General features: G+C 47.5%; 17 protein-coding genes. 6 read left to right on the top strand and 11 right to left on the bottom strand.

The genetic code is table 11. The features are described from left to right. The first annotated feature begins 154 nt into the window (after window positions 1-154). The 6 genes from EPB59_RS09780 to EPB59_RS09755 all read left to right on the top strand — a co-directional run bounded on the left by EPB59_RS09780 (window position 155) and on the right by EPB59_RS09755 (window position 6,199). A complete protein-coding gene (locus EPB59_RS09780; RefSeq protein ID WP_055051729.1) occupies window positions 155-526 on the top strand; it encodes a YacL family protein in 372 nt (123 codons plus the stop codon). A 186-nt stretch (window positions 527-712) separates the two neighbouring features. Further along, window positions 713-1,051 carry a P-II family nitrogen regulator gene (glnK, locus tag EPB59_RS09775; protein WP_009355525.1) on the top strand — a complete coding sequence of 113 codons (339 nt, stop codon included), beginning with the start codon at window positions 713-715 and terminating at the stop codon, window positions 1,049-1,051. 23 nt (window positions 1,052-1,074) lie between these two features. After that, on the top strand, window positions 1,075-2,304 hold the full coding sequence (locus EPB59_RS09770; RefSeq protein WP_055029699.1) for an ammonium transporter: 1,230 nt from the start codon (window positions 1,075-1,077) through the stop codon (window positions 2,302-2,304). Between the two features lie 140 nt (window positions 2,305-2,444). Beyond that, window positions 2,445-3,458, top strand: coding sequence for a Fe(3+) ABC transporter substrate-binding protein (locus tag EPB59_RS09765; protein ID WP_154172554.1), 1,014 nt, complete (start codon window positions 2,445-2,447; stop codon window positions 3,456-3,458). 84 nt (window positions 3,459-3,542) lie between these two features. Further along, window positions 3,543-5,168 (top strand): ABC transporter permease, encoded by a 1,626-nt coding sequence (locus EPB59_RS09760; RefSeq protein WP_154172552.1) that lies wholly within the window; start codon window positions 3,543-3,545, stop codon window positions 5,166-5,168. Further along, on the top strand, window positions 5,168-6,199 hold the full coding sequence (locus EPB59_RS09755; RefSeq protein WP_055051732.1) for an ABC transporter ATP-binding protein: 1,032 nt from the start codon (window positions 5,168-5,170) through the stop codon (window positions 6,197-6,199). Before EPB59_RS09760 ends, EPB59_RS09755 begins: the two co-directional genes overlap by 1 nt. 118 nt (window positions 6,200-6,317) lie before the next feature. Here the strand turns inward: EPB59_RS09755 and EPB59_RS09750 are convergent, their stop codons facing one another. From EPB59_RS09750 to chiS, 11 genes are all read right to left on the bottom strand, one after another. Then, window positions 6,318-7,730 (bottom strand): phosphoglucomutase/phosphomannomutase family protein, encoded by a 1,413-nt coding sequence (locus tag EPB59_RS09750; RefSeq protein WP_055051733.1) that lies wholly within the window; start codon window positions 7,728-7,730, stop codon window positions 6,318-6,320. A gap of 120 nt (window positions 7,731-7,850) precedes the next feature. Further along, window positions 7,851-10,256 carry a GH36-type glycosyl hydrolase domain-containing protein gene (locus tag EPB59_RS09745; protein WP_154172550.1) on the bottom strand — a complete coding sequence of 802 codons (2,406 nt, stop codon included), beginning with the start codon at window positions 10,254-10,256 and terminating at the stop codon, window positions 7,851-7,853. Window positions 10,257-10,374: 118 nt separating this feature from the next. After that, entirely contained in the window at window positions 10,375-12,288 is a 1,914-nt protein-coding gene (locus EPB59_RS09740; RefSeq protein WP_154172549.1) for a beta-N-acetylhexosaminidase, read from the bottom strand. Window positions 12,289-12,297: 9 nt separating this feature from the next. Next, a complete protein-coding gene (locus EPB59_RS09735) occupies window positions 12,298-13,170 on the bottom strand; it encodes an N-acetylglucosamine kinase (protein WP_154172547.1) in 873 nt (290 codons plus the stop codon). Further along, window positions 13,170-14,891 carry a glycoside hydrolase family 9 protein gene (locus EPB59_RS09730; protein WP_154172545.1) on the bottom strand — a complete coding sequence of 574 codons (1,722 nt, stop codon included), beginning with the start codon at window positions 14,889-14,891 and terminating at the stop codon, window positions 13,170-13,172. Before EPB59_RS09730 ends, EPB59_RS09735 begins: the two co-directional genes overlap by 1 nt. A gap of 60 nt (window positions 14,892-14,951) precedes the next feature. After that, a complete protein-coding gene (locus EPB59_RS09725; protein ID WP_154172543.1) occupies window positions 14,952-15,947 on the bottom strand; it encodes an ABC transporter ATP-binding protein in 996 nt (331 codons plus the stop codon). Between the two features lie 41 nt (window positions 15,948-15,988). Then, complete coding sequence (locus tag EPB59_RS09720; protein ID WP_055051739.1) at window positions 15,989-16,969, bottom strand: ABC transporter ATP-binding protein; 981 nt, start codon at window positions 16,967-16,969, stop codon at window positions 15,989-15,991. A gap of 2 nt (window positions 16,970-16,971) precedes the next feature. After that, window positions 16,972-17,997 (bottom strand): ABC transporter permease, encoded by a 1,026-nt coding sequence (locus EPB59_RS09715; protein WP_055051740.1) that lies wholly within the window; start codon window positions 17,995-17,997, stop codon window positions 16,972-16,974. Window positions 17,998-17,999: 2 nt separating this feature from the next. Further along, window positions 18,000-18,986: an ABC transporter permease gene (locus EPB59_RS09710; RefSeq protein ID WP_000540340.1), complete on the bottom strand. Its 987-nt coding sequence runs from the start codon at window positions 18,984-18,986 to the stop codon at window positions 18,000-18,002. 169 nt (window positions 18,987-19,155) lie between these two features. Then, window positions 19,156-20,826 (bottom strand): ABC transporter substrate-binding protein, encoded by a 1,671-nt coding sequence (locus tag EPB59_RS09705; protein ID WP_154172541.1) that lies wholly within the window; start codon window positions 20,824-20,826, stop codon window positions 19,156-19,158. A gap of 682 nt (window positions 20,827-21,508) precedes the next feature. Next, entirely contained in the window at window positions 21,509-25,042 is a 3,534-nt protein-coding gene (gene chiS, locus EPB59_RS09700) for a two-component system sensor histidine kinase ChiS (protein ID WP_195706978.1), read from the bottom strand. Between the last annotated feature and the right edge of the window lie 12 nt (window positions 25,043-25,054).

Here is a 25,054-nt window from a genome sequence, read left to right as displayed (position 1 = left end):
AGAGTGATTAAATCCTCTTTTAGAGCCGCGCCTGTCGCGGCTTTATTTTTTCCAGTCATTTGACTGTCTCCAACCTATGGATCTCACTTGTCTCAATGCCGTGAAGCCGTTTTGCGATATACTCGCGACATGGTTTATCTGTGGAGAGTTCACCATGGAATTTGAATTTATTAAAAATACCTTGTTGGGTGAGTATTCCGTGCGATGCAGTATGGAGCATCAAATTGTCGGACGTTGGCTACAAGAAGAGATTGGTCAAGATCAAGCTAAACTGCATCAAGTTTTTGCACTGATTGAACAAGCAGAGCATTCGCCAGCTCAAGAGTTTCTATGGACTGGTCGAGAGATTTCTCTACTGATCCAGGGGGATGAGATCACGGTGCAAGACAATGCACTTGCCTATGAGAGTGAGCATGAGCTAGAAACGGATTTTTCACTGTACGACAGTGAAAGTGTCGCAGCCTGTGGGCGAGAGGACTTTATGGCACTCTTGAACCAATGGCAGAATTTTGTGCATCGAAAATAACTGGCAAGCTCGTTATTTGTTAAAATTTGTGCGTTATTGTTGGGAAAAGGCTGCACCTTATCGGTGCGGCCTTTTGTTTTTTATTCAATAATTTATTTATTTCTCTTTAAAAATCATGTAATTAAAAACTTGGCACGCCACTTGGATAATGAATAGCAAATGGACGACTGCTTCAGAGAGGAAGAGATGAAACTGATTAGCGCAATCATTAAACCATTCAAGTTGGATGATGTTCGTGAGGCACTTGCGGATGTAGGTATCGAGGGGATGACGGTGTCTGAAGTGAAAGGCTTTGGACGTCAGAAAGGGCACACAGAGTTGTATCGTGGTGCAGAATATCAAGTGGACTTTCTCCCTAAAGTCAAAATTGAAATCGCTACGCAAAGCGACAATGTGGATCGCGTGGTGGAGGCGATCATTAAAGCGGCACACACCGGAAAAATTGGTGATGGCAAAATCTTTGTGTATGACCTAAGCCAAGCGGTACGTATCCGCACTGGTGAAATGGATTCTGAAGCCCTTTAATTTCAAGGATGGGAGATTTGATTATGGAACTATCAACAACCGTGACAGAGCTGCGTTACGCACTCGACACCTTTTTCTTCCTGATTTCAGGAGCTCTAGTGATGTGGATGGCCGCTGGGTTTGCCATGCTCGAAGCAGGATTGGTTCGCTCCAAGAACACCACCGAAATTTTGACGAAAAACTTTGTTCTCTACGCGATTGCTTGTACCACTTATTTAATTGTTGGCTACAACATCATGTATGTCGATAACAGCGAAGGGGGTTGGCTGCCTTCGATTGGTGCGCTGATTGGTTCACAAGCCGACGGTGCGGATCACTCTTTGGAGTCAGACTTTTTCTTCCAAGTGGTGTTTGTGGCAACCGCGATGTCAGTGGTATCCGGTGCGGTGGCTGAGCGCATGAAGCTTTGGGCATTTTTGATTTTCTCTGCGATTTTGACGGCGTTCATTTACCCAATGGAAGGTTACTGGACTTGGGGTGGTGGTTTCCTTTCTGCGGCAGGTTTTAGTGATTTTGCGGGCTCAGGCATCGTACATTTGGCGGGAGCTTCTGCGGCATTAGCCGGTGTACTTCTGCTAGGGGCGCGCAAGGGTAAATATGGCAAGAATGGCGAAATTTACCCAATCCCAGGCTCAAACATGCCATTGGCTACCTTAGGTACGTTCATTTTGTGGTTTGGCTGGTTTGGTTTTAACGGTGGCTCACAACTGATGTTATCGGATTTTGAAAACGCCACCTCCGTCGGTAAGATTTTCCTTAATACCAATGCCGCTGCCGCGGCGGGTTCTATCGCCGCACTGTTGGTGTGTAAAACCACCTGGGGTAAAGCAGACCTGACTATGGTACTCAACGGCGCTTTAGCTGGCTTGGTAGCGATTACCGCGGATCCATTATCACCATCTCCTTTATATGCGGTGGCGATTGGTGTGGTTGCCGGTGCTCTGGTGGTGTTTAGCATTATCGCGCTTGATAAAGTCAAAATTGATGATCCAGTGGGTGCGATTTCCGTTCACGGTGTGTGTGGTTTCTTCGGTCTGATGGTGGTGCCACTGAGCAATGCTGATGCAACTTTTGGTGCACAATTGTTGGGTGCTGCAGTGATCTTCGCGTGGGTATTTGGGGCAAGCCTACTGGTGTGGGGCGTACTCAAAGCGACGATGGGGATCCGAGTCTCTGAAGAAGAAGAGATGGAAGGAATGGATATGCACGATTGTGGTGTCGGAGCTTACCCTGAATTCGTGACCGTTAAGTAACATTTAGTTACCAAGTTCACTTTCGAGAACCTGCCCTTTGGGCAGGTTTTTTATTTCTGCTGATTGTTTTCTTAATAATCATTCTTATAATGCATTGAAACTGATAAACGTTATCATTAGTAATTATAAAGGATTTTAAGATGAAAAAGCTGCTCACGTTGTCTGCGATTGCTTGTGGTGTACTGGCTCCTTCGGCAATGGCCGCCGAAGAAGTGAATGTTTACTCTTACCGCCAACCGTTTCTGATTGAACCTATGTTCCAAGAGTTCACTAAAGAAACGGGCATCAAAGTTAACGTGAAATTTGCTAAGGAAGGCATTGCTGAAAAACTTGCGCAAGAAGGCGAATACAGCCCAGCGGATGTGATTTTAACTGCCGAATTCAGCCGTCTGTTTGAGCTGACGGAAAAAGGCCTGACTCAACCACTGGATAGCAAAGTGATTGAAGAGAATATTCCAGCTCAATACCGTGATAGTGGTGATGAGTGGTTCGCACTGACGCAGCGTACTCGTAGTGTGTATTCTTCACGCGACCGCGTAGGCAAGTTGGGTGATGATTTCGATTATATGGATCTCGCTAAGCCAGAGTTCAAAGGCAAAATTTGTACTCGTAGCGGTAAGCATCCGTACAACATCGCGCTTGTGGCTTCTATCATCGCTAACCATGGTGAAGCCGAAGCAAAAACTTGGCTGGAAGGTGTAAAGGCGAATCTGGCTCGTAAACCACAAGGCAATGACCGCGACCAAGTTCGCGCGATCAAAGAAGGTCTGTGTGATGTGTCATTGGGTAACAGCTACTACTTAGGTGCAATGCTTAACGACGAGAAGCAAAAATCGTGGGCAGAAGCAGTATACATCAACTTCCCAGGTCAAAATGCGCAAGGCACTCATGTGAACGTGAGTGGTATGGCAATGGCGAAATACTCACCAAACCGTGACAACGCGGTTAAGCTGATGGAGTTTTTGACGGGGGCGACGGCACAGCAAATGTATGCAGAAGTGAACTACGAATACCCAATTAAAGAGGGTGTAAAGCGTTCAGAATTGGTGACTTCTTGGGGTGACTTTAAAGCGGACAGCCTGCCTCTTGAAAAAGTGGCGGATAACAATGCTGCTGCGATCAAATTGATCGACGAAGTCAAATTTGACCTGTAAGTAAAATCAGGGGTATAACGTACCCCTATTTTATTTGAGGGATGCAGCGCTGTGAGCGTTGTTCAAGCCTTGTACTGTTAGGCGATGAAAGAAAAATATTTTGCATGGAAAACCAGCAGCCTTGTGTTAACCACTCTGCTGGTTTTACCGATCTTAGCGATCTTCTATACCGCATTTGGCAACAGTGATGAGGTTTTTGCTCATCTACTGGCGACTGTGATGCCCACCTATATTTTCAATACCTTAGTATTGACGATCTCCGTACTGCTATTGGCTTTGCTATTTGGCGTGCCCTCTGCATGGCTTATCGCCATGTGCAAGCTTCCGGGCGAGCGTTGGCTGCAGTGGGCGCTTGTCTTACCCTTGGCGATGCCTGCCTACATTATTGGTTATCTGTTCACTCATTGGTTTGATTACGCCGGCCCTATTCAAATCGTTTTGCGCGATCTAACAGGTTGGCAAGCTGGCAGCTATTGGTTTCCCGATATTCGAAGTTTAGGCGGCGCGAGTGTGGTGCTAGCGCTGGTACTTTATCCTTACGTGTATCTACTGTGCCGTGCGGCCTTTATGGAACAGAACGTCACTTTGCTCCAATCGGCTCGTTTACTGAGATGCACACCGTGGCAGAGCTTTTGGCGTATCTCTTTGCCATTAGCGCGCCCTGCGATTGCGGTGGGCTTGTCTTTGGTGGCAATGGAAACCATTGGGGATTTCGGCACCGTAAGCCTGTTTGCGGTGAATACCTTAACTACAGCGGTTTACGATACTTGGCTTGGATACTCAAACCTCAATGCGGCGGCGAAAATCTCAGCAGTTATGTTGGTGATCGTGCTATTGCTGCTCAGTAGCGAACGCTATAGCCGACGTCGACAAAAACTGTATCAAACCCAATTTAATAGCCATGAAGAGTATCGCTATACCTTAAAAGGCTGGCGCTTGTGGGCGGCCTTAGTCTGGTGTTGGGGATTGGTGGCGGTGGCGTTTATTTTGCCACTGTTGCAATTAATCAGTTACGCATGGACTTACTTTGCGCAAAGTTGGACAACGCAGTTTAGAGAGTACGCACTGAATAGTTTTACTGTCTCGATCAGTGCGGCTGTCATTGCTGTGTTGGTGGCTTTGATCGCCAATTTTTATGCCCGCTTGCAAAACAACCGTACCAGTGTTGCGTTGATGCGCCTTTCTTCCATGGGTTATGCGGTGCCGGGAACGGTGCTGGCGATTGGTATTTTGGTACCAGTGCTCGCTCTGGATCATCTGGTCAACGATATCGCTAAAATGATGGAGTGGGGACGTCCGGGGTTGATCTTCTCCGGAAGTGTGTTCGCGATTGTGTTTGCGCTGGTGGTGCGTTTTTCGGCGGTGGCGATTGGCAGTATTGAAAGTAGCTTAAGTAAAGTCTCACCTTCTTTGGATATGGCCGCACGTACCATGGGTTGCCATGCCAACCAAATGCTTAAACGTGTACACCTGCCGCTGATCCGCCGTGGTGCGTTAATTGCAGGATTGTTGGTGTTTATTGAATCGATGAAGGAGTTAAACGCGGCGATTTTATTACGCCCGTTTAACTTTGAAACGCTCGCCACTTACGTTTATAACTACGCTTCAGATGAGCGTTTGGAATTGGCTGCATTGCCTGCCATTTTACTCGTGTTGGTTGGGCTTATCCCACTTGTTATCGTTAACCGTTCTTTGGAGCAAAAGCACTGATGAGCTGCGCACTGCTGATTGAAAATCTTACTTGCCAATACGATGCACAAACCGTATTGAAATCGTTATCATTGCAAGTCAATCCGGGCGAAATCGTCTGCCTGTTGGGTGCTAGCGGTTGTGGTAAAACCACCTTGCTTAAAGCGATTGCCGGTTTGCTGCCTTTGGCTTCCGGTCAGCTTAGCCTTAACTGTGTCACCTTGGATGACGGTAAACACTGGTTGCCGCCTGAGCAGCGCAATATCGGAATGATTTTCCAAGATTACGCATTGTTTCCCCATTTAACCGTGGCGCAGAACGTTGGTTTTGGTTTGAATGCGATGCCCGCGAAGCAAAAGCAGGCCAAAATTACCGAGATGCTCTCTTTGGTTCATCTTGGTGCTTTCGCTGAACGCTATCCGCACCAACTCTCGGGTGGTCAGCAGCAGCGTGTCGCCATTGCTCGTGCCTTAGCGTATAAGCCAGATCTGCTGCTGCTTGATGAACCGTTTTCGAATATCGACACGCAAGTGCGCCATGAGCTGATCATTGAGATTCGCAAGATCTTTAAACAACAGGGCGTGACGGCGATTTTCGTGACTCACTCACGAGAAGAAGCGTTTGCTTTCGCCGATAAAATGGCAGTGATGAATCGAGGTGTGATTGAACAGTACGGCACCGCTGCAGAGCTATATTACCAACCGTCGAGCCAGTTCGTAGCCGATTTTCTGGGTGGTGGCAGTTATCTGAATGCCACGCGGATCAGCGAAACTCAATACCAAACCGCTCTTGGGGTTGTGGAAGCGATTGCGCGCCAACCCATCGCGGTAGAGGCGGAGTGTAAGTTGCTACTGCGTCCACAGCAGGTGCAAATTCGCGCGGAAGAGGAGAGCAGTGTGACGGTAACGGAGCAGCAGTTTATGGGCGATCATTGCCGCTATCTGATTGATGCGCATGGCACTCAGCTTATCGCGACCTCATCGCAACCGCTGGAATTAGGGCAGGCGGTGTCAGTCAATATTGATACGCAAGGGGTATTGGCTTTCGCCTAATCGATCTCGCCACTGAGCTTTCTCATTCCAAGCATATTTTCCCTGCAATAAAAAAGCCCGACGTCGAGCGTCGGGCAAATGTTCTTCTCCGCTGAGGGGACTTAACCTCAGGGGATGATTACAACGCCAAGAAGGCTTTCATCTGTTGAAGAACACGCTCCGCAGTATCTTTGTCGGCCATTTCGGCAAAAATACGTAGTAGAGGCTCAGTTCCGGAGAAGCGGGCAATCACCCAGCCACCGTTCTTGAAGTAGACCTTAGCCCCATCTTCATAGCTGACCTTGTCGATTTCGAATTCAAACTCAGGCAGTTTTTTCTCAATGTAGACTTTGTTGTAGATCTCATCGCGCTGGGCGGGTTTAAATTTGCAATCACCTTCCGCCGTGTAGGCATAGCCATAACGATCGTAGATCTCGGTTAATAGCTCAGAGAGTTTCTTGCCCGTCACGCTGATCATTTCCACCAATAGGCTAGAGGCGAACACGCCATCTTTACCCTTGATGTGACCACGAATCGTCAAACCGCCAGAGCTTTCACCACCGATCAGAGAGTCGTCCGCTTCCATTTGCGAAGAGATGTGCTTAAAGCCCACAGGGACTTCAAAGCATTGCTCACCATGATCGGTTGCGATCTTATCCAACAAGTGAGTGGTGGCGATGTTACGTACTACAGAACCTTTCCAGCCTTTGTACTCCAGTAAATAGTAGTAAAGCAGGATCAGCACTTCGTTAGGATGAATAAAGTTACCTTTTTCATCAATGATACCAAGGCGGTCAGCATCGCCATCGGTACCGATACCGATGTCATAACCTTCGTGTTTAACCAGATGCTTCAAGCGATACAAGGTAGCAGCACTTGGAGAAGGCATCAAACCACCGAAGTCAGGGTTTTTGCCATCGTTGATCACGTCCACGTCGCAGCGGCCATTGATCAGTACTGTTTGCAGTGCGTTTTTCGCCACCCCAAACATCGGGTCGATCAACACACGCAGATTGGCTTTTTTGATCGCTTCAATATCGATGAAGTTGATGATGCTATCAACGAACTCGTTCATCGGGTTGATGATGTCGATCAGTTTGTCATTGACGGCTTGATCAAAATCGATCGATTTAACGTCTTGCACCGTCAGTGTGGCGATTTGCTGCTCGATCTTCTGGGTGATCACTTCATCTGCGTCACGACCACCACGAATAAACACTTTAATACCGTTGTAGTCGGCAGGGTTGTGCGAAGCGGTAATACACGCTGAATACGCACAATCCATTTCTTTGGCTTTAAACATCACCACAGGTGTAGGCACAAACTTGTCGATAAAGCTCACCACAACGCCATTCGCGGCTAATACTTCGGCAAACCAACAACCTGCTTTATCAGATAAGAAGCGACGGTCATAGCCGATTACAAATCCGTTGGCGGCAGCTTGTTCATGATTGATGATGTTAGCTAATGCTTGAGCGACCAAACGCACGTTATCTTTAGTGAACTCTTCACCAATAAACGCACGCCAGCCGCCAGTACCAAATTTAATCATTTTCTCCCCCTATCCCTTCCCACTGACGCTGCAAGAGTGCTGGCTGCAACGAAAAATGGTCTGGGTATATACATGCGTAGGTATTAGAAAACGGGCACTCAGCGAGTGCCCGAAAATGGATTAACCTAGAACAACCACGACTTGGTTGACGCTGCCCGCGGCTTGCACAGGGACTGCGCCTTCAATCGCTTGGCCATTCAGGGTGATGGATTTCACGCCTTTTGACACGCCTTGTGGGTTTTCAACTTTGATCTGGTAAGTCGCATCGCGCCATTCGCGAGTCACTTCAAAACCAGGCCATGATGTTGGGATACAAGGATCGATTTCCAGTGTGTCGAAGCCGGCTTTAACACCTAGGATGTAGTTGGTCGTTGCGTGGTATGCCCAGCCAGAAGTACCGGTTAACCATGGGTGGTTAGCACGGCCGTGATCTTGGTGGTCGCGACCCATGATGAACTGTACGTAAGAGTAAGGTTCAGCAATACGGGTTTCGATGATGTCGTTTTGGTTGTATGGGTTAAGTGCGTCATACAGCTCCATCGCACGATCACCACGGCCCAGTTTCGCTTCCGCTACCCATGCCCATGGGTTTGGATGCGAGAAGATCGCGCCGTTCTCTTTCACGCCTTGGTAAACGCGAGTCACGAAACCGATGTCATCATTTGGAGTCGCGAATGATGGAGCGTTCAGGTGTAGACCGTATTTGGAGAACAGGTATTTGTACACCGCATCCATTGCTTTGATGCCGCGCTCATGGCTTACAGTGCCTGACAGAACAGCCAGAGAGTTAGACTCTAAGTGAACTTTGCCTTCCACTTGATCGAAGGTACCGATCTTGTCGCCATTTTTGGTCAGGCCACGGATGTACCATTCGCCTTGTTCATCCCACAAGTGATTTTCACACGCTTCGCGTACGCCATCAGCCATCGCTTGGTACTTGTCGGTGGCCGCTTCATCATTGCGATAGCGTGACAGTTCAAGGAAAGATTCCAACGCCCAGAAGTGTAGGAAAGAGACCATAGAGGACTCGCCGCCACCGAGGTTCAAACAGTCGTTCCAGTCTGCACGCAGACCCTTACAGATACCGGTTTGACCTACGTATTCTGCAGAGAAATCCAATGCTGCCATCATGTGCTCGTACACAGTTGCGTTGCCGCCATCCGCGTAAGGGATCACTTCGTCGATAAAGGCGAAGTCACCGGTCTCTTTCACATAGCTGAGGATGGTTGGCACAATCCACAGGTGATCGTCAGAACAGGTATCTTTGATACCGTGGATCTTGTCTTCATCCGATGGGGTTGGCACGACGGTTGGTGATTTAGACGGTTTAACATCCGCTTTTTCTGGATCGAACCAGTCAGGATCAAACAGGTGCAGACCGTAACCCGCTTTCACTTGACCACGCAGTAGGTCTACTAGGCGCTTACGGGTCATTGCTGGGTTAGTGTGCGGTACAGAGATCGCGTCTTGCGCAGTATCACGGTAGCCCAGACCTGTACGGCCGCCGACTTCAATGAAAGAAGCGAAACGAGACCAAACCACACAAGTTTCCGCTTGGTACAGAGTCCAAGCGTTGATCATGGTGTTCAGACCTTCGTTTGGCGATTTCACTTGGAACTTCGCACAACGCTCATCCCAGTGTGCTTTGATTCCTGCAAAGGCAGCATCCACTTTGCTCAGATCTTGGTATTTTTCACGCAGTTTTGCGCCGTTGCCTTTACCTACCCCTAAGATCACTGCGAAGCGAACTTTTTCGCCTGGTTGCAGAACGAATTGCTTATGCAGTGCACCACAATGGTTGTAACAAGTTTGCGCACTGTTCGAGCACTTACCTTGCGCTACGGCGATTGGGTTGGCTTCATCACGGTACATGCCAAGGAATTGGTCACGTTGGCCATCGTAGCTGTCGGCATCGAAAGTTGCAGTCAGGTAGTAGAAGCCTAAGAAATCGTCTGTGTTGTAGTACAGGTCATACTCAATTACGCCATCTTTGAACGCTGTACCCGCTGAGTAGAGCGACATCTGATGGTTTTGGTTGTCTGACTTGATGTGGCTGAAAGAAAACTCAACGTAGTTGAACGCACTGATAGTACGCACTTCATTGGAGGTGTTTTCGATCACAACATCCCAAACTTCTGCATCTTCGCCTTTAGGAACAAACAGGGTTTTGGTCGCGTGAATGCCGTTGTATTCACACTTGAATTTTGAGTAAGACAAACCGTGGCGAACTTCGTATTTCGCTTGTTCAAGGCTCTTCGCAACAGGTTGCCAAGAGATTGACCAGAAATCTCCAGTTGCATCATCGCGCAGGTAAACATAGTGCCCTGGACGATCTTGGGTAAAGTTTGGACGGAACTTGGTGACGCGGTTGTACTCAGGTGAGTGATAGAACGAGTAACCACCTGCGTTGTGAGAAATCACAGTACAGAACTTTTCAGTACCGAGATAGTTAGTCCAAGGTGCGGGTACGTCAGGGCGAGTGATGACGTATTCGCGATTATCATTATCGAAATAGCCGTATTTCATTGTGCTTTCCTTTTAAACCAGCTGCCTTGTGACAGCTAAAAATTTTGCTAGTGAAAACCAGCGTGAGTTCCGTCACGCCGTCGTTACGATTTCCGGAAGAATTACTTTCAAGGCAGAATTACTTCCAAGGCGCGCGATAAGGTATTTTCTGCTTATCAAGCAGTGGTAAATGGCCTTTCAAACGCGCTAGATAATCCAACCAGTCACGCTGGGATTTCTCTGTCCAACCGCCTTCTGCTAATGCCGTGAGACGTGGATAGAGCATGTATTCCATGCGTTCTGAGTTATTGATCAATTCACACCACAAGGCGCATTGAATACCTAAAATGCGTTTACGCAGTGGGTCATTGGCCGGAACGTCGGCTAACGGTTCATAACCGTAAGCGCGTTCTAGCGGAGTAACACCCGCCCAATCCACGCCCGGTTCTTCAGGAGCGTAGTCTTGAACGATATCGAGATAGGTAAATTGTCCCGGCTGCAAAATCACGTCAAAGCCTTGTTTGGCGCAATCCAAGGCGGCTTTTTCCGATAGCCAAGAGTAAATCACCGTATCTTTACTCACTTTGTCGCCATGATGTGCTTCTTCCCAGCCCACCATGCGTTTACCTAAACTCTTGAGTTTTTTCTCTGCGTAGCGCAGCAAATGGCCTTGCAGCTCTTTCGGGTCGGTATAGCCATTCTCTTGCATTAAGGCTTGGCATTTCGGGCTGTCTACCCAAACACCACTTGGAACTTCATCGGCACCAATATGGATAAATTGGCTTGGGAACAGTTCTGCAACTTCTTCTAATACGATATCGAGGAATTGGTAAGTGCCCGGCAAAGCGGGGGAGAGTACGTTGTCGTTGTAGTACTGAATACTGCGATATTGCGAGCGATCTTCCTCATCGACTAGCCATTGCGGTAGTGCTTTAATTGCGGCGCGGCTGTGTCCTGGTACATCAATTTCAGGGATGACAGTGATACCACGATCGCTAGCGTATTCAATGACAGAACGGATCTCATCTTGGGTATAAAAACCGCCATGACGTTCCGTGAGTAAGCTGTATTGAGGTTCGAGAACTTCATCCATGCCACGCCATGCACCAATGTCGGTTAGCTGTGGTAGGCGTTTAATCTCAATTCGCCATCCTTCATCATCGGTCAGATGCCAGTGGAATACGTTAAATTTGTAGTGTGCTAATTGGTTGATGACCCGTTTGACCTGCTCAATTGAGTGAAAATGGCGGGCGCAATCGAGCATCATGCCGCGATATTTAAAGCGCGGTGCATCGACAATTTTGACCAGCGGGAAGCGCAATGAGCCCTGATGCGCTTGTGCCAGTTGCAGCAACGTCGCGCTGGCGTGCATAAAGCCTCTATGGCTACCTGATTCAATTTTGATGCCTTGTGCATCAATGTTGAGTTGATAACGGCCCTCATCCAACATTGGATTGCTACGGTAGACGATGTCGCTATGACCAACAGCATTGAGGGTAAAACCATGTAGGTTATACAGTTCTTTATCGAGCCAGTGTGCCGCACGCGTGGCTAAGTCGGACTGTAAAGAGATTTGGCTTGAACTGCTGACCACAAATTCACCATTGAAGCGCTGAAGTGAATTGGGTTTTGGAATTAGGCACAGCTCGGCGGCCTCAACGTGTGGGATTTGGCTACGTTCACGAAATGGAGAAGCAAGAACGATCGGGTTGACGGCGACATCAATACGCTCAACAGGCTGCTGATCATTGAGTTGTACAAAGGCATGCTTCACCCCATCGGTATAGAAGTGGTAAGGTGCCGTTTTAATGATGAATTCACAGTAGAAGTGGCCATTGGCCGCCAATACTTTTTCCGTTGGTACGATTGAACATAAGCTGCCGACTTGGGTTAGTTGACCATTCGTAACACTGGTTGGCTGAATATAACGATCGATAACAAAATGCAGCGACCAGTCTTGCAGATCTTGATCACTCAGGTTGTGTAAAGTTAAACCAAAACGACAATCAGGCTTTTGTTCCGAGAGCACAGCAAATTCAATTCGATAACTCATAAATCATCCTTAATACAGGTTGTGCTCGGGTTTACCGGCAAACATTAGTGCCCCTTCAATAGCATCGGACTGAGGCTTAACAATCCACTGCTGAACCGGTGGAGAGAGCCAGTCATGAATGCGTTCGGCAATGCTGCCCATCAAGCAAATACGCTCTGCACCTTTGTGGTGTAAGGCGATTAAGAAGATTTCTATATCGGCGGCGGTTTGTTTGAGAAGCTCAATCGCTAAACCATCACCCGCATAAGCATGGCTAAAAATCTGCGGTGAAAATTGACCGTAATCGCGAGGCAGGGCGGTTTTTGACCAAGTAACAATGGCATCAATGTCTTGGTTAAAATGGCCCATCACCACATCACACAAGGGACTATGAGGGCGAATGTCATCTTGAGCGAGTAACACTTGTTGGATAAGGCGTAATCCCATGACGGCACCGCTGCCTTGATCAGAAATCGGGAACTCACGACCACCAACCACGTACTGTTTTCCCGCTTTGAGCAAAATGCCGCAAGAACCGGTTCCAGCGATCATGATCGCGCCATCCTCACCTAGATGTGCGCCAAGGCAAGCGCCATAAGCATCAGTATTCAAGGTGATGGAAGCAAATGGATGAGGTTGCTGCATAAAAGCGTGCCACGCTTCTTTTTGCTCGGCTCCTGCTAATGCTAGACCAACATGCATCTTGGCAAAATCATTTTGGGATAACCCACCTTGTTCAGCGGCTTGAGTAATCGCATTAATTACCGAGTGCAGAGCCACATCGACCCCCAACATAATGTTGGCGCTGCCACTTTTTGCTTCGCCAATCCATTCACCTTGCTGATTACGAATGCGAGCACGGCAGGATGTACCGCCACCATCAATGCCTACGTAGTAATTCATCAGATCTCCTCCCCATGGGCAGTAAAGTGATCATACTGACTGATGATAGCGAGCAAATACCAAGCACCATGCGGGATCCATTGTTCTCCCCAGCGCCAGTTTTGCAGCATGTCGTCTTTTTGCCCATCAGGATTAAAAGCAATATCTTGTGGATCATCAAACCCCGCAGTAATACCGTTGCACACTCCCCCCTTGGCATTAAAGAAGCCTAAATGAGGGAGGTAGTCAGGGTTGTTGTGACCATGTCCATCGAGCATGCACATGTCGTATGGGTTGAGGCCGACAATCCAGTTCAGAGCATTTTGTGCCCAATGTTGTAGCTGTTCTGCAGTCTCGGTGCTCAAGTGAGGTTGAGCGAGATAAGCCATGCTGGCGAGTGAAGCTAAGCGCGCATTTTCACCCTGCCACCAGTAACCACTTTCGTTGTCTTGTGCGATAAAGAAACTGGTGCGTTTCGCGCTTTCTACGCCTTTTACATACTGGCGTGGATAACCAAACGGATTAGTGACTTGTTGGGTGATGGTTAGTTCGAATTGGCAGGCTTGCTCGATAACCCGTTGTAGCTGGGCATAGTTAGCCGTATCCGTTTCAATATTCAGATACTCGCAAAGTGCAATGACAGGCAAACCCGCATCGGAGGCGTGGAAGTATGGGCGCTCACCGTTGCTGGTGGCAGACCAGTAGTGCGTAACCTGCTCGTCACTGGATTGGCGCTTCGCCAAACGCTCAGCCCACTCGCGTGCTTGAGTCAGGTATTGAGTGTTCTCTGTGCTACGGTAAAGTTCGCAACACGCTAGTAGCGCACAATATTCATCGATAATGTTTTCAATACCATCATCAAGGTATTGAGTATTGTGTTGCTTTAGGTGCCAATAACCCGTTTCTGCCGCTTGTAAATACTCCGCTTGAGTAAACTCACCGTGAGTATCTAAACGCGCTGCCGCAGCAAGTGCCGCGATCGCCATGCCACCGCCTTGACGGAAACCCGCTTGATAATCATCGGATTTATGTCCTTTTTGGGTCGCGTAGGCGCAAATCTCTCGTTGCTTGATGTCTTTGCTCCATTTGTCAAAGACGGTCATATAAAAAAATCCCTCGGAGTTTTGCATACGGCGTAGAAAATCAGCACCAAACAACGCTTCATCCTTGAGGCGAGTGCGAGAAAAAGGCGCAAAACCCGAGTGATGTTGTAAAACCGCTAACCCTTTGAGCATGTTCCAGACCACCATAGGTGTTTGTTGTGGGTTCAAGTAATTAGCGTAAGAAAGGTGACTGAGATACTTGCTAACGTCACCTGAAGCATCGTACCAGCCGCCGCGCACATCGGCAGTGGTTGATGTGCCCAGCAGCGGTACTTGCTTGTCTTGTTGATCAAACTGCCCTGTGCAGCGTTGCGATTTAAAGTAATGCAGCACATCAGAAAATGTACGCTGCATGAGTACGCCTTGCGCAATGGTAAAGGTGGCAGAATGAGTGTGATCCAGACGCAAATAGTAGTCGCCCGGAGTTGTAAAATTCGAGAAATCGATACGATGAAATTGTCCCTGATGCCAGTTGTCCACGCTACCGTGCCGCTCAATCGGGAGCGTTGCTACGGTTTGGTGGCTACGAGCGCAAACCAAAAGCACACAATCATCCATTAATTGTGCTTGCCCGCAGAGCAATACTGCTTGTTTGGGGCCTTTGATTTCATAGCCAATGTGGTTGGTCAGTAACTGCATTCATTTTCTCCACAGTATGGATTGAGTAAGCTCCCTGCTAGGCAGGGAGCTAATGGTTTTTTACTTTTCAAACAGATAACAACGTACAAAGTGGTTGTCAGACAGTTGCGTGACTTCCGGTAAGGCTTCACGGCATTTGGCTGATGCGTGTAAGCAGCGGCCTGCAAATGGACAGCCAACAGAATTCGGAGTCCATAATGGGATCTCGCCTTTGTTGCCTTCCAATTTTTCATGGATCGACTTTTTCGGATCCGGCACAGCAGACACTAACAGCTTGGTGTAAGGGTGTTGTGGATCGTGAATGATCTCATCAGTGTCGCCCCATTCCACCATGTGTCCTACGTACATAACGGCCAAGTCTTCAGCGATGTAGCGAGCGGTCGCGATGTCGTGCGTGATGTACAGCAGTGACATTTGACGCTCGAACTTCATCTCTTCCATTAGGTTGAGTACGCCAGCGCGGATTGACACATCGAGCATTGAAGTGGGTTCATCAGCCAGAACTACCTCAGCACCAACAGCAATGTTACGTGCCAAGTTAACGCGTTGACGTTGGCCACCGGAAAGTTGATGTGGGTACTTAGCGGCAGTGGCTTTGGGTGGGATGAGCCCCACTTGCTCAAGCAGTTCGTAAACACGCTCTTCTAGCTCTTTTTTGTTGCCCGGAGTGACCTTTTTGTGGATCAGCAATGGGCGTGCAATATGGTGGAAAATGGTATGGGTTGGGTTGAGAGAACCAAACGGGTCTTGCCATACCATTTGCACGCCTTCGCGGTAGTGCATCAGATCATCACGTGAAGTGATCTCTTGGATATCACGACCTTTGTACTCGATGATACCTGAGGTTGGAGCGTACATTTTGGCGATCATTTTGGCGGTGGTGGATTTGCCTGAACCAGATTCGCCCACTACCGATAAACCGCGGCTTTTGTACATTTTGAATGACACGTCGTTGATTGCACGCATCATCGGTTGTTTGAGTGCGTTACTGTTGATGGCAAAATCCTTAACCAGATTTTTTCCCTCAACCAGTAATTCGCCAAGTGGTTTGCTCATAATTGTCTCCAGAAATTCTTTGCTACTGCTTGCTGTGCGCCTTAGCGTTTTATTGTGGCGCTTGCTCCATAGAGATGGCAGTTAGAAAAACGACCACTCTCGATTTGGCGCAGTACGGTCGGTACCTTAGTACAAGCTTCATGAACTCGGTCGCAGCGAGCTTGGAAACGGCAGCCTTGTGGAATCTCCAACAAGTTGAGTGGGTTTCCTGGGATCCCTGTGAGTTTCGTTTTTGGTCCAGTTAATGGTGGAAAAGAACTTCCCAATCCTTTGGTATAAGGGTGGTAAGGGGTTTCCAGAATTTGTTTTGAAGGTGCAACTTCAATCAATTCACCGGAGTACATAATGCCAATACGGTCGGAGAACTCGACCATGAGTGACAAGTCGTGAGTAATGAACAAAATAGAGAAACCAAACTCTTCTTTGAGTGCGTAAATCTTTTGCAGAATTTCACGCTGAACAACCACGTCTAGGGCGGTCGTAGGTTCATCCATAATGATCATTTTTGGATTGAGCGCGAGCGCAATCGCAATCACTAAGCGTTGACGCATACCACCAGAGAACTGGTGTGGGTAGTCGTTGAGTCGGCTTGGATGAATATCTACGATCTCTAACAGTCCTTCGGCACGACGTTTTGCTTGTTCACGCGTCATATTGGTATGGCGCATGATCACATCGCAAAACTGCTCTTCCATCGTCAGAACGGGGTTCAGTGCGTTCATTGCACTTTGGAACACCATCGACATTTCTTTCCAGCGGAAGGATTGCATACGTTCATCGCTGTATTTTAGGATGTCTTCACCGTTGAAGATGACCTCGCCACCAGTGATAAATGCGGGCGGCTTATGCAGGCGCATTAGCGAGAAAGCGACGGTTGATTTACCACAACCGGATTCACCGGCAAGGCCAAACACCTCGCCTGGCGCTAAATCAAAGCTCACATTGTTACAGGCACGGACATCACCCGCATCGGTAATGTAGTCCACGCATAAGTTGCGGATTGAGATTAGTGGTGCAGTCATGATTATTTATCTCCGCTCCAAAGTGCATTTTGTGGTGGTAAATTTGGCTGACGCGCTTTTTGATCTTGCTTAGCAAGGTTTTTCCAACGCTTCATGCCTTTGTGTGAACGCAATTGTGGGTTAGCAATTTCATCAACTGCAAAGTTCAGCAGAGCAAGGCCTGTGACTAATACTGTCAGTGAGATACAAGGTGCTAACAGTTCCCACCAAGCGCCGATCAGCATGGATGATGAGGTTTGTACGTTGTACAGCATGATGCCCCAACTGATGGTGTTTGGATCGCCCAAGCCTAAGAAGGAAATCGTCGCTTCCATCATGATGGCGTACATCACCGAACCGATAAAACTTGCACCTACGATGGAGATAAGGTTTGGCAGAATCTCAACAAAGATGATGCGCCATGAAGATTCACCCAGAACTTCAGCAGCTTTTACGAACTCTTTTTCACGCAGTGCCATGGTTTGTGAACGAACCACCCGCGCACCCCAAGCCCAGGAGGTACACCCGATAATCAAAGCGATGGTTAAAGGCCCTGCCTCACCGATAAAGGCGGCCAATACGAACAACAATGGGTACTGTGGAATCACCAGCATGATGTTCATTGCGGCAGTGAGGAAGTCATCAATTTTTCCACCAAAATAGCCCGCTGAAACACCGATGACTGTGGCCAAGAAACACACGGTGATACCAGCGCCGAAGCCTACTGCTAACGATACGCGAGCACCGTAAGCCACTTGAGACCACACATCACGTCCCATACGGGTGGTACCGAGTATGTGATCGGCTTTTTTAGACATCGCCAATGTGCGGCGATCGGTTGCTAAGTGTTCAGCTACCCAGCCATCTGGGTTTGCTTTGGCTGCTTTCACAACAAACGCTGGGTATTCATGTGGGTTACCCGTGCGTTTATCAGGAGCATGAGAGGTAATAAAAGGCGCTGCGACCGCGAGCAGAAAAAACAGGCTTAAGATGGTCACGCCAATCATCGCCATACGGTTGCCGCGTAAGAGTTTCCAAAGTGCTTTCATGATTATTTACCTCCCTTGCGTAAGCGAGGGTCTAGAACAACGTATAACATGTCAGCCAGTAGGTTAAAGAACAGCATGAACAGAGTCATGATCAGTAACTGGCCTTGCAGAACTTGATAGTCACGCGCGGTGATAGCGTTAAATAGCACAGTGCCTAAACCTGGATAGTTGAAGATGATTTCAATAATCAACTGACCACCAATCGCCATACCGAGAGACATAGACAGTGCAGTGACACTAGGTAACAGAGCATTACGTGCTGCATAGTTAAAGACCACGCGGTTTTCGCTCAAGCCTTTACCTTTTGCCATGGTGATATAGTCTTCAGCGAGCAGGTTAATCATGTTGTTACGCATGTTGACCAAGAAGCCACCGATTTGCACAATCGAAGCACAGACCAAAGGAAGTACGGCGTGATAGCTGACATCTTTAATGAATGCCCAGCTTGTCCAATCAGGCATTGTCCCTGCGGTGTAAGCGTAACCGGTTGGGAACCAACCTAAGCCGATAGCGAAAGTGAACATCGCCAACATCGCAATAACCACTTGAGGCACGGCTTGAATAACCAACATCCCTGGTGTGATAAAAGTGTCGTAACGGCTACCACGTTTCCACGCGGCAAAGATACCGAGCACAGAACCGATGGAGAAAGAGATAATAACTGCGGTACCCGCAAGGAACAGTGACCAGCCAAAAGCGCCACCAAGCAGTTCATTCACACTCAAAGGGTAGAATTTGATTGAGGTGCCGAGCTCCCAAGTCAGGATGCTTTTAATGTATGTCATGTATTGGACATACCAAGGACCATCCACAAAGCCAAGAAGCTGTTTCATTGCTTCAATACGCTCTGGGGTAACTTGTGCGGTTGCGTTAGCAAACATCATGGTGACGGGATCACCAGGCATGGCACGCGGAATAATAAAGTTTAATGTTGCTGCAACCAGCAACGCGGCAAAATAGAACGACAATCGTCTTAAAAAGTAACCCATAACTTACACCTTACTCACCCAGTTTTGTCCTGTCTCTGGTTTCAGGTCTCGCCCCTAGCGAATTTGAGAGCGAGAAATCCCCTGACGACGAGCGCCATATGTTTGCTTAACAACATGAGGGGATTTAGATAGGCGGCGCACAGCGTGCGCCGCAAGAAATGAACGTGTATTACTTAACTGGTTTTAGATCCAGTACGTGTAGTAGACGCTCTGGGATACCAGCCCAAACGCTTGGACGGCCCTTCGGATTTTCTTCATTCCACCAGCCAGTGAAGCGAGTGGTGTTGTACTGATACATCCATGCACCAGACATAACAGGGATAGTCACTTGGTTTTCAGCAATGATCTTCTGAATACCATGAGCGATCGCTAGCTGCTCGTTCTTGTCTGCGGTTTTGTAGAAGCTGTCTAGCAAGCCATCAAGCTTCTTGTCTTTGAAGTAGTGCATTGCGAAGCGTGGCATACCATCACCAGATTGCAGTGCTGAGTTGTATGCACTGTTCCAGTAAGTGTATGGATCTGCGCCGTGGAAGTAGTTGGTGTACGCAACGTCGTAAGTACCTTCCAGCATTGCTTGGTTATAAACCGCGAACTCTGGAGTACGTGCTTTCGCTTTGATACCCACTTCTTGTAGCTGTTCTACTGCAAGTTGAACTGTATTGTTGAAGTCAGTCCAGCCATTTGGAGATTGGATCAGCAGTTCGAAAGATTTGCCTGATGGAGTTTCAACGAAACCGTCACCGTTCACATCTTTGAAGCCTGCTTTTGCCAGTAGTTTCTTAGAGCCTTCAACGTCATACGTGTTGAAGCCTTTGTACTTGTTGTGCGTCGCTTCATCAGACCATGCTTCAAATGCGTAGCCTAGACCTGATGCGTAATCGTTCACTGTACCGCTGCCGTAGAAGGCGATATCGATGATGGTTTGACGATCAAGAGCCATAGAGAACGCACGACGGAAATCTACGTTATCCAATGCTTCTTTTTTCGCTGCATCTGGGTTTTTGAAGTTAACCATGAACGCCTGAGTACCTGCTGCTGGGTACCAGTAGTGGTGGTTAGGGTTCGCTGCTGCGTAAGTACGGTCGATATCTGGAACGAATGAAGAAGTCCAGTCAAGTTCAGAGTTTACGATTTTGCCCAACAGTTGGTCGTTGTTTGCGATCTGTGGAACACGCAGACAGTCAACTTCCAAATTCGCAGCATCCCAGTAGTTCGGGTTGCGACATTGAATGTACAGTTGTGGGGTAAAAGTATCGATTACAGTGAAAGGACCAGTACCCACAGGGTTTTCGTTAGTGAAGGTAGTTGGATCTTTCACTTCTTTCCATACGTGCTCAGCAACGATAGGAATCAGAGAAATCTCATAAGGTACGTTAGAGTTTGCTTCAGACAGACGGAAACGCACTTTGTAATCGTCTACTTTCTCAACGCTGGTTACCCATTTGTTGATACCACGTTGGTCAAGTTCTGGTTTCGCTTTCAGCAGATTGAAAGAGTAAACCACGTCATTTGCTGTGAATGCTTCACCATCAGACCACTTAACGCCTTTACGGATATCGAAAGTTACGCTCATCAGGTCGTCAGCCATTTTGTAGCTTTCAGCCAGACGGAATACAGGCGTATTACCTTTCATCTCATTGAATACAACCAGAGGTTCATAGATAAAGTCAGTGGTTGTACGCAGGTTGGTTGCTAGGTACGGGTTGAAGTTACGTACCATTGTAGGGTAGAAATCTGGCACGATGGTTAGCTCACTACGTGCAAACGCTGGAGCTGAGACACTGGTTGCTGCTGCGATTACTGCGGCGGCTAGTGCTGTCTTTTTAATATTGGCAAGCATAGCTGTTCCTTACTAGTTGCTTTCATTTCACTAATGGATGGAATGTCATCAATTGATAAACACTCTCCAAGACCTACCTCATGTTATTTTTCGCCCGTCGGAGGGAAGGGGAAGAAATGAGTGGCCTGTAGGCCTTTGGCAGGAGTAAGAAGACACCTTGCCAAGAAATTTATCAATTCCCTTTCCCGTTAAAAACGTCAAAACCTATCCACCTCTCGTTATTAACGTCAAAATACACGTTGATGTGTGATTTTTGTGCAAAAAGCAAGAGGTGATTCACCTCGCAAAAGTGACGAGTTAAAATTGGGCTTGTTAGTGTTTACTAACTCGTGATTACTTTCTTATATTGGGTTTGTTTGTGGTTTTTCAGTAACGAGATCTCGCTCACTAGCCCTATTTTACGTTAATTTAATCGATTGAATTAAATCTGGCGAATTGTTGTGACTCCCTTCGCAATCTCAAACAAATACTCAGTTTTGGCTTAGTTTAAGTCCTTTCTTACGGTGGTTTTACCTTTTTTGTGAACAAGTTTGTCAGTCAATTAAGTGCTTTTTTAGCTACGTAAATCAAGTTGGTATCATGGATTGTTTATGTAAAACCGGAGAGAGAAAAGCGAAGGGATTTGTTTAACGATACCAATAAAAAACCCACCTATCGGTGGGTTTGGTTATGTCTTGCAGAACTATTCAGAGGTCAATAACTTCTGTAGTTTATCGCGCTGCATCTCGATATGAGTGCGATCTGGGCTTGACTCTTTACAGTGCTCAAGGATGTAATCGAGCGAGTTAAGCACCGTTCTCCAGCGTGGTGTTTTAGGTAATGTCTCAATGCGTAAATATTTATCTAGGGTGCGAGTTTGTAAGGTGCTGCGGTCAAGATACACACGCCACAAGCCACTTTGCTCTGCAAAGGTAAATTTGCTTTGTCCTGAGACTCGCTCCCAATAATCAAGAGCACTGGTCATGGCTTCGACCAAGACACTACGCATCAAATCTTGTTTGGATTGATACTCACCGGATGCTTTATCGGCAAGGCGAGTGAACTCACCACCCAACTCTTTGAGTTGCTGCAATTTATCTTTATCACCTTCGAAAGCGTAGCTAGAGAGGGCTTCTACCGCGGTTTCCAGATTATATATACGCGCAGCATTAATACTGCCCCCGACATTAAAAATGTACATGGCTTGCAATCCAGAGCCTTCTGGTAAGCGTAGTACGTCAGCGGATAAATGTTGGCGTACATCATCAACGTAAACATCAATATTGCCGCAGTAATGTTCTTGATCGATGTTGAGGTATTTCGGTGCAATCAACTCTTCTGCATTCGATCGTTTAAGCTGCTCTGGCGTGCGTCTAAATAGGCGTGATGCGGCCTCGTTGGCAAAGCGTATTTTATTTCCTTCTTTGACACACAGTATTGCTTCTGGTGCGGATTCTAGCTGCTCTAATAAGCGTCCTTGGGTTTCGAGGAGGCTCGCTTCAACCATCGCACGGTGTTTTAGTTCTTTTTGTAGCTGGGCATTTTCAATACGACGCAATTCGGCTTTGCTAGCGGTAAGGTGAGCTACGATACGAGCCGCCAGCTCTTGTTTGTTAAATGGTTTTGATAAGTAGTCGTTAGCGCCGGCTTCAAAACCACGTACTCGGTCATCGGACTGATTCAGGGCCGTTAGCATAATGATGGGGAGCTCTGCATGGTCGTAGCTTTGTCTGAGTTTTTCACACACTTGATAGCCGCTCATGCCTGGCATCATGATGTCGAGTAACAATAGTTCAGGCTTTTCACGTTTCACGGCTTCAAGCACTTCATGGCCATCTTGTACGGTATGCACACGGTAACCTTCAAGACGTAAGAAGCTGTCTAATACTCTGAGGTTAACCGGTTCATCATCGGCGACTAAAAGTAATGGACCGTGCTCATTTTCAGGCAGTGTGCTCTGCTCTGGAAGTTCGGCATCCAAAACTTCTGGGGCTTGGAAGTGGGGGAGTTCAGTCAAACGTGCTTGAGCAATCTCATCTTGAGTCGCTAGCGGTAGAGTAAAGCTAAATGTCGTCCCAACCATCGGTTGGCTGCTAACATAAAGCGTACCATTCATCAGCTCAATAAGCTGGCGGCTGATAGACAACCCTAATCCCGCGCCCTGACGGTAGCGGCTTGCATCTCGGCCTGCTTGGATCAGAGGTTCAAAAATTTGCTCCAGTTGCTCGGCAGGAATGCCTTGGCCTGTATCCACTACCTGTACGCGAATTTTATCGTCCATATAGGTTGCGGAGATAACGATCTTGCCTTCTGACGTATATTTAATCGCATTACCAATCAGGTTATACAGCACTTGCTCCAAGCGTTGTGGATCCGCGGAAACCCAGACTGGCAGCTCTGGAACTTGGTTAATAATACGCAGCGTTTTTTTGCCGAGTAAGTGATGCGAGAGCTCCAGTACTAACCGCGTCGCACTGGATAAATCGACGGCGCATTTTTGAATATCCAACGCGCCATAGCGCATTTTGTGATAATCCAATAAATCATCCACCAAGGTAGCTAAGCGTTGGCCACTGCTAATAATGATATCGAGTTGATATTTATGAGCGGCGGTCAGTGGGCCATTGGCACCGGAAACTAATGCTTCGGCAATGCCAATCATACCGTGTAGTGGAGTACGCAATTCGTGTGATGTGGTGGCGAGGAATTCATCTTTGAGCTTGTTCGCGAGCTGCAATTCATCGTTCTGTTTACGGATGATCAGCAGGTTGCTTTCTAACTCTTTATTTTGTGATTTGATGAGTGAGATTTTTTCACGGATAGAGCGTTGCATTCGCTCGAAACTGACGGCCAAACGACCAATTTCATCTTTCCGCTCGGTATTGATCATCGCCTCATCAAGATCTCCGGCAGAGACACGTTCTGCAGCCCAAGTGAGTTTTAATAGTGGGGCGGTAATAAAGTTAGAGAGATAATGTGAAGCTATCACCACCAATACAATCGCAGTCAACATGGCAAACACAAAGAGCTTTTCCAATTGTCGTACACGGGCAAACGCTTCTTTTTCTGGAAGCTCAACCACTAAGGCCCAATGAATGCTTTTCAAATTGATAGGGGCATAAGCAGCAATGACTTGTTCACCATCGGTATTGGTATAGGTACCTACCGAACGTTTGCCAGACAAGGCTAGCTCGACCACTTGTTTGCTCTTTTCAACGGCGATTTCTGCAGACGTTAACGTTCGTGAACGCAGATCTTGGCCGACGAGTATGGTTTGCATTGATGGATTATTGTTGCCATCGGCGATCAGTTTGGTGATGGCATTGCTGGGTAGACGGAACATGGCATAGCTGTGTAAGTAGCCTTGTTGAATAATTGGTGCGCCGAGCCAAGCGTACTGTTTTCCGTCTTCCTCGACAAAATCTGAGATGACCACTGGGGTGAAGTCTTCATTGGTTTTGCGTTGTTCATTAACCGTTTGTTCTAGACGTTTAAACGTATGCCCTAGGTTGGCATCTTGATATTTGCCCGTTAATAAATTAGTGCCAAAGTTGTCGTATTTATAAATGGAGTAAACGACGTTGCCTTCAATATCAACTAAGAGAATGTCATCGAAATCTGAGCGTTTTAACAGCTCTAAAAAGGCCCAATGATAGCGTTTGTGTAGTAACCGGTAACGTTCGCTTCCCACATAACCGCTGGATTGTGGCAGCACAGACGTTTTTATTTGATCGCCGGATCCGGGGATATAACGCTGTTGGGCATGTTCACGAGCCGCTTCGATACTGACATCTAAGCGTTGGAAAGCATTGACTAACCCATAAAAACGTCCACCACTGGCATAAGCAAGCTCGGAACGGACAAATCCCATGACTTCCGACTCTTTGGCCATCATGTAATCGATCACCTGCTGTTGTTTGGTATCACGTACCGAAACGAGGTACGAGGTACTTTGTTCTTCCAAGTCTTTACTGTGTGAATGGAGGAAAAACAGCGCGGTAATCGTCAATGGAATAATGCTAAGAGCCAAAAAGGCCGCCATCAGGGTATTCTGCAGGCGCTTGAATTTTTGTTTTCGATAGAACCTAAACATAATTAAGGCGTTACTTTTGGTGATACTCGTTGGCGCTCGCGAGCCATGAGCAGGTGAATGACAAGAAAAACCTAAAGTAACGAAATTAACGAGTTTTTTTACTTTGACAAGTAAGTCCAAGCTAAAGCGTGGGCATAGGCGCAAAAAACGTGAGGC

Origin of the sequence: Vibrio metoecus (assembly GCF_009665255.1) — a bacterium.
Classification (GTDB): domain Bacteria; phylum Pseudomonadota; class Gammaproteobacteria; order Enterobacterales; family Vibrionaceae; genus Vibrio; species Vibrio metoecus_B.
This window is presented reverse-complemented; position numbering and strand designations above follow the sequence as displayed.